10 protein-coding genes are annotated in these 8727 nt (G+C 69.5%); 4 read left to right on the top strand and 6 right to left on the bottom strand.

Translation table 11 applies throughout. The features are described 5' to 3' along the window. Positions 1 to 119 precede the first annotated feature (119 nt). The gene (locus ABZV40_RS32830) at positions 120 to 983 is read right to left on the bottom strand and encodes an SDR family oxidoreductase (protein WP_355450309.1); all 864 of its coding nucleotides are present in this window, start codon (positions 981 to 983) and stop codon (positions 120 to 122) included. Continuing rightward, positions 980 to 1735 (bottom strand): SDR family oxidoreductase, encoded by a 756-nt coding sequence (locus tag ABZV40_RS32825; protein WP_355450306.1) that lies wholly within the window; start codon positions 1733 to 1735, stop codon positions 980 to 982. The genes ABZV40_RS32830 and ABZV40_RS32825 overlap by 4 nt, the downstream gene beginning before the upstream one ends. Before the next feature lie 70 nt (positions 1736 to 1805). On the opposite strand from ABZV40_RS32825, the gene ABZV40_RS32820 reads away from it, so the two are divergent. Genes ABZV40_RS32820 through ABZV40_RS32805 form a run of 4 tightly spaced genes read left to right on the top strand, consistent with a single transcriptional unit; the run spans position 1806 to position 5101 of the window. Further along, entirely contained in the window at positions 1806 to 2573 is a 768-nt protein-coding gene (locus tag ABZV40_RS32820) for an enoyl-CoA hydratase family protein (RefSeq protein ID WP_355450304.1), read from the top strand. Further along, positions 2548 to 3345, top strand: a complete 798-nt coding sequence (locus ABZV40_RS32815) for a CoA transferase subunit A (protein ID WP_355450301.1) — start codon at positions 2548 to 2550, stop codon at positions 3343 to 3345. The genes ABZV40_RS32820 and ABZV40_RS32815 overlap by 26 nt, the downstream gene beginning before the upstream one ends. Beyond that, the gene (locus ABZV40_RS32810; protein WP_355450298.1) at positions 3342 to 4055 is read left to right on the top strand and encodes a CoA-transferase; all 714 of its coding nucleotides are present in this window, start codon (positions 3342 to 3344) and stop codon (positions 4053 to 4055) included. The genes ABZV40_RS32815 and ABZV40_RS32810 overlap by 4 nt, the downstream gene beginning before the upstream one ends. Beyond that, positions 4052 to 5101, top strand: a complete 1050-nt coding sequence (locus ABZV40_RS32805) for a nitronate monooxygenase (RefSeq protein WP_355450295.1) — start codon at positions 4052 to 4054, stop codon at positions 5099 to 5101. Before ABZV40_RS32810 ends, ABZV40_RS32805 begins: the two co-directional genes overlap by 4 nt. Here the strand turns inward: ABZV40_RS32805 and ABZV40_RS32800 are convergent. From ABZV40_RS32800 to ABZV40_RS32785, 4 genes are read right to left on the bottom strand one after another with little or no spacing between them, the layout of a single operon-like run. Then, entirely contained in the window at positions 5085 to 6245 is a 1161-nt protein-coding gene (locus ABZV40_RS32800) for an acetyl-CoA C-acetyltransferase (protein ID WP_355450292.1), read from the bottom strand. The genes ABZV40_RS32805 and ABZV40_RS32800 overlap by 17 nt on opposite strands. 13 nt (positions 6246 to 6258) lie before the next feature. After that, positions 6259 to 6855 (bottom strand): TetR/AcrR family transcriptional regulator, encoded by a 597-nt coding sequence (locus ABZV40_RS32795; RefSeq protein ID WP_355450290.1) that lies wholly within the window; start codon positions 6853 to 6855, stop codon positions 6259 to 6261. Positions 6856 to 6869: 14 nt separating this feature from the next. Continuing rightward, the gene (locus tag ABZV40_RS32790; protein ID WP_355450287.1) at positions 6870 to 7613 is read right to left on the bottom strand and encodes an SDR family oxidoreductase; all 744 of its coding nucleotides are present in this window, start codon (positions 7611 to 7613) and stop codon (positions 6870 to 6872) included. 11 nt (positions 7614 to 7624) lie between these two features. Continuing rightward, on the bottom strand, positions 7625 to 8704 hold the full coding sequence (locus ABZV40_RS32785; protein WP_355450285.1) for an acyl-CoA dehydrogenase family protein: 1080 nt from the start codon (positions 8702 to 8704) through the stop codon (positions 7625 to 7627). Between the last annotated feature and the right edge of the window lie 23 nt (positions 8705 to 8727).

The raw sequence follows: 8727 nt of genomic DNA, 5'->3' as shown, positions 1-8727 counted from the left end.
TTGGGCCCGGCCGGCCCCAGGCCCCGCGCACCCAAACCCGCGGCTATCGCCCCCCCCCCGTCCTTTTATGGCCCCCTTCATCCACGTCAGGTGGATGAAGGCGCCCTTCATCGAGCGCCCTACGCGCCGTAGACCGGGACCGGATGGTGGTCTGCGACCAGCTCGCGGACCACCGGGCCCAGTTCCGCCGGCTCCCACCGGGCGCCCTTGTCGATCTCCCGCCCCCGCCGCCACCCCTCCACGAGGCACACCCGCCCGCCGTCGACCTCGAACACCTGCCCGGTCACGTCCGCGGCCTCCGCGGACCCCAGCCAGACCACCAGCGGTGAGATGTTCTCGGGTGCCATCGCGTCGAACCCGTCGTCCGGCGCCGCCATCGTCTCCGCGAACGTCGCCTCGGTCATGCGGGTCCGGGCGGCGGGCGCGATCGCGTTGACCGTCACCCCGTACCGGGCCAGCTCAGCGGCCGCCACCAGGGTCATGGCCGCGATCCCCGCCTTGGCCGCCGAGTAGTTGGCCTGCCCGACGCTCCCGAACAGCCCGGCACCCGACGACGTGTTGATCACCCGGCCCGACACCGCGCCACCCGCCTTGTGCACGGCACGCCAGTAGGCCGCGGCGTGGCGCAGAGGCGCGAAGTGGCCCTTGAGGTGCACGCGGACGACCTCGTCCCACTCGTCCTCGCCGCAGCTCACGATCATCCGGTCGCGCACGATCCCGGCGTTGTTCACCAGCACGTCGAGCACGCCGAACGCCGTCACCGCGGCGTCGACCACCCGCGCGGCCCCGGACCACGTCCCCACGTCGTCGGTGTTCACCACGGCGCGCGGCCCGATCAACGCAGCCACCTCGGAGGCAGGCCCTTCAGACAGGTCGTTGACCACCACCCGCGCTCCAGCAGCGGCAAACGCCAGAGCGTGCGCGCGCCCGATGCCGCGTCCGGCCCCGGTGACGATGACGACCCGGTCCTCCAACAACGTCATGACGAACCCCCATCGGTGTCAGCAGCGGCGAGGAACGCGGGCCGCTCTCCCCCGCCGTGCACGACCAAAGTCGCGCCGCTGACGTAGGAAGCCAGCGGAGAAGCCAGGAAGACGGCGCACGCACCGACCTCGTCGGGCGTGGCGAGCCGGCCCAACGGCACGGTGCGGGCGACGGCCTCGATGCCCTCCTCGGACCCGTAGTGCAGATGCGACTGCTCCGTCCGCACCATGCCGACCGCCAGAGCGTTGACCCGCACCCGAGGAGCCCACTCGACGGCCAGCGAAGCGGTCAGGTTGTCCAGCCCGGCCTTCGCGGCGCCGTAGGCGGCGGTGCCGGGCGACGGACGGCGGCCGGACACGCTGCTGACCATCACGATCGAACCGCCGGCGTCCTTCATCACGGCGTAAGCGGCCTGCGAGACGAGCAACGGCGCCAGCAGGTTCAGCTCCACGACCTTCTGGTGGAACCGCGGCGAAGCCTTGTCCGCCAACGCGAACGGCGCGCCACCGGCGTTGTTCACCACGACGTCCAGCCGCCCGAAACGATCGACCACCCCAGCAACCAACTCCGAGACCTGCGCGGCATCCCGGACATCGCACTGCACAAAAGAAGCGCCCGGCACCTCGGCGGGACGCCGGGCACAGCTCACCACCGTCGCGCCCGCGGCCAGGAACGCGCGAGCAATCCCGAGACCGACACCGCGCACGCCACCCGTCACCAGGACGACGCTTCCGTCGAGGGACAGTTCCACGATGCACCTACCCCGGTCGCTCCGGCGCTGCTAAATTACCAAGCAATCGCTTGGTTCGGAAGGCGGCGCGATGGGAATCTCCAGCAGCCACACCGAAAACGGCATCATCGAGGTCACGATCGACTACCCACCGGTCAACGCCATCCCCTCCCACGGCTGGTTCGAGCTGGCCAAGGCGATCGCCCGCGCGGGCGAGGACCGGGAGACACGGGTCGTGATCCTCAGGGCGGAGAACCGCGGCTTCTGCGCAGGCGTCGATCTCAAGGAGATGCAGCGCACCCCCGGCCACGAGGCGCTCATCGCGGCGAACCGGGGCTGTGCCAAGGCTTTCGCGGCCGTGTACGACTGCGAGGTGCCGGTCATCGCCGCCGTCAACGGCTTCTGCCTCGGCGGCGGTGTCGGGCTGGTCGGCAACGCGGACGTCATCGTCGCGTCCGACGACGCCACGTTCGGGCTGCCCGAGGTCGACCGCGGCGCGCTCGGCGCGGCGACGCACCTGGCCAGGCTCGTCCCGCAGCACCTGATGCGCACGCTGTACTACACGGCCCGCAACGTCAGCGCGCAGACCCTTCACCACCACGGCAGCGTCGTCGAGATCACCCCGCGCGACAAGCTGGACGCCGCGGCACGGGAGATCGCCGGGGAGATCGCCGGGAAGGACCCGACGGTGATCCGCGCGGCCAAGGAGGCGATCAACGGCATCGACCCGCAGCGCGTGCACACGAGCTACCGCTTCGAGCAGGGCTTCACCTTCGAGCTGAACCTCACCGGTGTGTCGGACCACGCCCGGCAGGCCTTCCTGGACGGAAACCATGCGCGACAAGCGAATGACGGCTGACGAGGCAGTCAGCGAGATCAAGGACGGGATGACCGTCGGCATCGGCGGCTGGGGCTCGCGGCGCAAGCCGATGGCCCTGGTCAAAGCGATCCTGCGGTCCGGCCTGAAGGACCTCACCGTCGTCACGTACGGCGGCCCGGACGTCGGGCTGCTGTGCGCGGCGGGCAAGGTGCGCAAGCTGGTCTACGGCTTCGTCTCCCTTGACACCATCCCGTACGACCCGTGGTTCAAACGGGCCAGGGAGACCGGCGCGATCGAGGTGCTGGAACTGGACGAGGGCATGCTCCAGACCGGCCTGCGCGCGGCCGGGCACCGGCTGCCGTTCCTGCCGATCAGGGCGGGCCTCGGCTCGGACGTGCTCAAGTACGCCCCGCAGATCAAGACCGTGAGGTCCCCGTACGACGACGGCGAAGAGCTGGTCGCCATGCCCGCTTTGAAACTCGACGTCGCGCTGGTGCACCTCAACCGCGCGGACCGGCACGGCAACGCCCAGTACCTCGGACCCGACCCGTACTTCGACGACCTGTTCTGCCTGGCCGCGGACCGGCGTTACGTCTCCTGCGAGCAGATCGTCGAGACGTTCGACGGGCCGCCGCAAACGTTGCTGCTCAACCGCATGATGGTCGACGGTGTAGTGGAAGCACCGGGTGGCGCGGGTTTCACGAGCTGCGTGCCCGACTACCCGCGCGACGAGGCACTCCAGCGCGAGTACGCCGAAGCGGCCGCCGACCTGGAGAAATGGGCTGACTTCGAGAAGAGGCTGCTGGCATGAGCGACATCACCGGGGCCGAGATCTGCGTGACCGCGTGCGCGGACCTGTTCGCGGGCGCCGGGGAGACGCTCGCCAGCCCGATGGGGCTCATCCCGTCGCTGGGCGCGAAGCTGGCCCGCCTCACCACCGAGCCGGACCTGCTGCTGTCCGACGGCGAGGCGTTCCTGCTCACCCCGGAGTCCACTGTGGAGGGCTGGCTGCCGTACCGGAAGGTGTTCGACGTCGTGGCGCACGGGCGCCGGCACGTCGTGATGGGCGCGAACCAGGTAGACCGGTTCGGCAACCAGAACATCTCCGCGATCGGCGACCACGCGCGGCCCACCCGGCAGCTGCTCGGGTTCCGGGGCGCACCCGGCAACACGATCAACCACCGCACCAGCTACTGGGTGCCGCGGCACAGCCCGCGCGTACTCGTCGAAGCCGTGGACGTGGTCTCCGGGGTCGGCTACGACCGCGCCGTCGGACCGTTCCACGACGTCCACCGCGTCGTCACGAACCTGGCCGTGCTCGACTTCGCCACCCCGGACCACTCGATGCGCCTGGTCTCCACGCATCCCGGTGTGTCCGTGGACGAGGTGCGGAAGCAGACGTCGTTCCCGTTGCACGTCGACGACGTGACCGAGACCCGGCTGCCCACCGACGAAGAGCTCAAGCTCATCAGGACCGTCCTCGATCCCGATGCCAAGCGGGACCGGGAAGTTCCGTCATGAGGACCGCGCTCACCGAACTGGTCGGGGTGAGACACCCGGTCGTGCAGACGGGCATGGGCTGGGTCGCCGGGCCGCGGCTGGTGTCCGCGACCGCGGAGGCGGGCGGGCTGGGCATCCTCGCGTCGGCGACCATGACGTACGCCGAGCTCGAAGCGGCCATCAAGGAAACCCGTTCCCGCACGTCCGCGCCGTTCGGCGTGAACCTCCGCGCGGACGCCCAGGACGCGCGGGACCGCGTCGGCCTGATCATCCGCGAACAGGTGAAGGTCGCGTCCTTCGCGCTCGCCCCGAAGCCGGACATGATCGCCGAGCTGAGCGACGCGGGCGTGGTGGTGATCCCGTCCATCGGCGCGGCCAGGCACGCCGAGAAGGTCGCGAAGTGGGGCGCCCACGCGGTGATCGTGCAGGGCGGCGAAGGCGGCGGCCACACCGGTGGTGTCGCCACGACACTGCTGCTCCCGAGCGTGCTGGACGCCGTCGACATCCCGGTGGTCGCGGCGGGCGGCTTCTTCGACGGACGGGGCCTGGCCGCCGCGCTCGCGTACGGCGCGGCCGGCATCGCGATGGGCACGAGGTTCCTGCTCACCCAGGAGAGCACAGTGCCACCAGCGGTCAAAGCCGCCTACCTGCAACGAGACCTCAACGGTACGGTCGTGACCACTCGGGTCGACGGTCTGCCGCACCGGGTCCTGCGCACGGATCTGGTCGACCACCTGGAGAAGTCCGGCAGGCTCAGCAGCCTCACCAGGGCCGTCAGCAACGCGGCCAGGTTCCGCAAGCACACCGGGCTCACCTGGCGCGCGATGATCCGCGAGGGCCTGGCCATGCGGCACGGCAAGGACCTCACCTGGTCGCAGGTGATCATGGCCGCGAACACGCCGATGCTGCTGCGCGCCGGCCTGGTCGAGGGCAGGACCGACGCGGGCGTGCTCGCGTCGGGTCAGGTCGCCGGCCTCCTCGACGACCTGCCCACCTGCGAAGAGCTGATCACCACCATCATCAGGGACGCCGAGAAGGCCATAGACCGGCTCAAAGACGTTCGATGATCGTCACGTTCGCCTGACCGCCGCCCTCGCACATCGTCTGCAACCCGTACCGGCCACCGGTCCGCTCCAGCTCGTGCAGCAACGTCGTGAGCAGCTTCGTGCCCGTCGCGCCGATCGGGTGGCCCAGCGCGAGCGCTCCCCCGTTGACGTTGACGCGTGCCAGGTCGATCTTCAGCTCCTTCGCCCACGCCAGCGGAACCGACGCGAACGCCTCGTTGATCTCAAACAGGTCGATGTCCGAAATGGACATCCCGGCCCGGTCCAGTGCGAACCGGGTGGCGCGGATCGGCGCGGTCAGCATGTAGATCGGGTCGGACCCGCGCGCGGAAAGGTGGTGCACCCGAGCCCGAGGTGTCAGCTTGTGCTCGCGCACCGCCCGTTCCGACACGACCAGCACCGCCGACGCACCGTCGGAGATCTGCGACGACAACGCCGCGGTCGTCCGCCCGCCCGGCCGCAACGGTTGCAGCGCCGCCATCTTCTCGGCGCTGGTGTCCGGCCGCGGGCACTCGTCGGCCGCCACCCCGTTGACCGGCGCGATCTCCCGGTCGAACCGGCCCTCCTTGATCGCGGTGATCGCCCGCAGGTGGCTCTGCAGCGCGAACTCCTCCATCTCCTGGCGGGAGAGGTCCCACCGCACCGCGATCAGGTCGGCGGCGCGGAACTGGTTGACCTCCTCGTCGCCGTACCGGTGCTGCCAGCCCTCGCAGCCCTCGAACGGGCTGCCCATGTGCGACATGCCTGCTTGTGACATGAGGGTCATGGCCGACCCGATCGGCACCTGCGACATGTTCTGCACGCCGCCCGCGACGATGACGTCGGCCGTGCCGCTCATCACGGCCTGCGCGGCGAAGTGCAGCGCCTGCTGGCTCGACCCGCACTGCCGGTCGACCGTGACGCCCGGCACCTGCTCCGGGAACCCCGCGGCCAGCCAGGACGTGCGCGCGATGTCGCCCGCCTGCGGCCCGACGGTGTCCACGCACCCGAAGATCACGTCGTCCACGTCGGTCGGGTCGACGTCGACCCGGTTGAGCAGCGCGGTGATCACGTGCGCGCCGAGATCGGCGGGGTGCACGCGGCTGAGCTCGCCGCCGCGCCTGCCCGCCGGAGTCCGCACAGCCTCGATGATGTACGCCTCGGCCACCAGGGCCCTCCTTCTAGGTCTTCGAGTTCTTCCGGCGCCCCGTGGCGATGCCGTCGAGCAGGATGGCGAGGTACTGGTCGGCGACCGTGTCCGCCGTCAGCCCACCGCCCGGCCGGTACCAGCGCACGGCCACCCACACCGTGTCGCGGATGAACCGGTACGCGAGATCCACGTCGAGATCGGCGCGGAACACGCCCGCGCGGATGCCCTCCTCCAGCAGCACCGTCCACAGCTTGCGGAACTCCACGCTGCGGTCGCGCAGGTAGGAGAACCGCTCCAGCGGCATCAGGTGCTTGGACTCGTTCTGGTAGATCGCGACCTCGGCGTGCCGGGTGTCGATCGCCTCGAACGACGCCACGACCAGCGCCTTCAGCGTCTGCTTCGGCGGAAGGCAAGCGTCGACGATCTCCCGGTACGACGCGAACAGGTCGTCGAGGAAGGACCGCAGGATCTCGTCCACCATCGACTCCTTCGAGTCGAAGTGGTGGTAGAGGCTGCCGGACAGGATGCCCGCCGCGTCCGCGATGTCCCGGACCGTGGTCTGCCCGTAGCCACGTTCCGCGAACATCCGTGCCGCGAGCTCCAGCAGCTCCGTCCTCCTGTTGCTCACCGGTCGTTCCTTCCTCAAGGGTGCTGACTGCTCACCGAGACGACCTCGCCCGTCAGGTACGACGAGTAGTCGCTGGCGAGGAACACGATCACATTCGCGACCTCCCACGGCTCGGCGGCGCGCCCGAACGCCTCGCGGGACGCCAGTTCCGTCAGCAACTCCTCACTGGTGACCTTGGCGAGGAACGGGTGCGCCGCCAAGCTCGGGGCGACCGCGTTCACCCGGATGCCGTGCTCAGCCACGTCCATCGCGGCACAGCGCGTCAACGCCATGACCCCGGCTTTTGCTGCGGCGTAATGGGCTTGACCCTTTTGCGCACGCCAGCCGATCACACTGGAGTTGTTAACGACGACACCGCTTCGTTGGGCGACCATTTGGCGTAACGCGGCCCTGGTGCAGCGGAACGTTCCGTTCAGCGTCACGTCCAGCACCCGCGACCACTCGTCGTCAGTCATGTCCAAAAGGGACTTTTCGCCACCGAGACCCGCGTTGTTGACCATCACGTCGATGCGGCCGAACCGCGCGACTGTTTCGTCAACGAGCGTTTGCACTTGCTGCTCGTTGGTGACATCGCACGGGATCGCGAGGGCCGTACCGAGCGACTCGTGGGTCTCCTTCAGGCGACGCTCGTGCCAGTCGCTGATGATGACCGCGGCGCCTTCTTCCAGGCACCGTTTCGCGGTCGCGGAACCGATGCCGGTGCCCGCCGCGGCCGTCACGACGACGACTTTGTCCTTGAGAAGATCGTGGCTCGTCACAGGTGCTCGTTTCATTTGGGCAGCCCCAGGATCCGGTGGGCGATGATCTCGCGCTGGATCTCGTCCGAACCGCCGTAGATCGTCTCCGCGCGGCTGAACAGGAACATCCGCTGCCACGGGTTGCCGTCGAGCATCGACTCACGCCCGAGCGACTCCATCGCGAGCTCACCGAGCCTGCGGTGCCAGCCGCCCCAGAACAACTTCAGCACGGACGCCTCCGGACCGGGTTCGTCGTTCAGGGTTCTGAGCGTGTGCGAGCGCATGACGTGCAGCTCCAGCCACGCCCTGGTGAGCTTCTCCCGCATGTGGTCCGGCGCCTGCGCCGTGATCGCGTCGAGCTGGCGGCGGAAGCTCACCTGGTGGCCGAGCATCGCGGTGCCGCGTTCGAAGCCGAGCGTGGCCATCGCGACCTTCCAGCCCTCGCCCGGCTGCCCGACGACGTTGTCGTGGGCCGTGACCGCGTTGTCGAAGAAGACCTCGTTGAACTCGGACGTGCCGGTCAGCTGGCGGATCGGCCGGACCTCGATGCCCGGCTGGTTCATGGGCACGAGCAGGTAGGAAAGACCGTGGTGGCGCCGCGACCCCGGTTCCGTCCGGCACAGGACGAAGATCCAGTCCGAGTAGTGCGCGTTCGACGTCCAGATCTTCTGGCCGTCGATCACCCACCGGTCGCCTTCGAGGCGCGCCCTGGTCTGCACGGACGCGAGGTCCGAGCCCGCGCCCGGTTCGGAGTAGCCCTGGCACCACAGCTCGTCGAGGCTGCGGATCTTCGGCAGGAACCGCTCCTTCTGCTCGGGCGTGCCGAACGCGATGAGCGTCGGGCCGAGCAGCCCCTCACCCACGATGTCGACCTTCGCGGGCGCGTCCGCCTCGGCGTACTCCTCGTGGAAGATCACCTGCTCCTCCACGCTGCGCTCGCCGGGCCAGCCGAGGCACGTCCACCCGTGTGCAGCCAGGTGCCGGTGCCACCGCAGCCGTCCCTCGAACGCCTCGTGCTCGCGGCCGGGACCACCCAGGCCGCGCAGCTCAGCGAACTCACCGACGAGGTTGGCGGACAACCATTCCCGCACCTCGCGCCGGAAGGACTCCATGCGCCATACTCTAACCTACCAAG

It is taken from the genome of Lentzea sp. NPDC004782, from assembly GCF_040609115.1.
Classification (GTDB): domain Bacteria; phylum Actinomycetota; class Actinomycetes; order Mycobacteriales; family Pseudonocardiaceae; genus Lentzea.
Note: the sequence above shows the minus strand (reverse complement) of the source record. Positions and strands in the feature narration are given on the sequence as shown.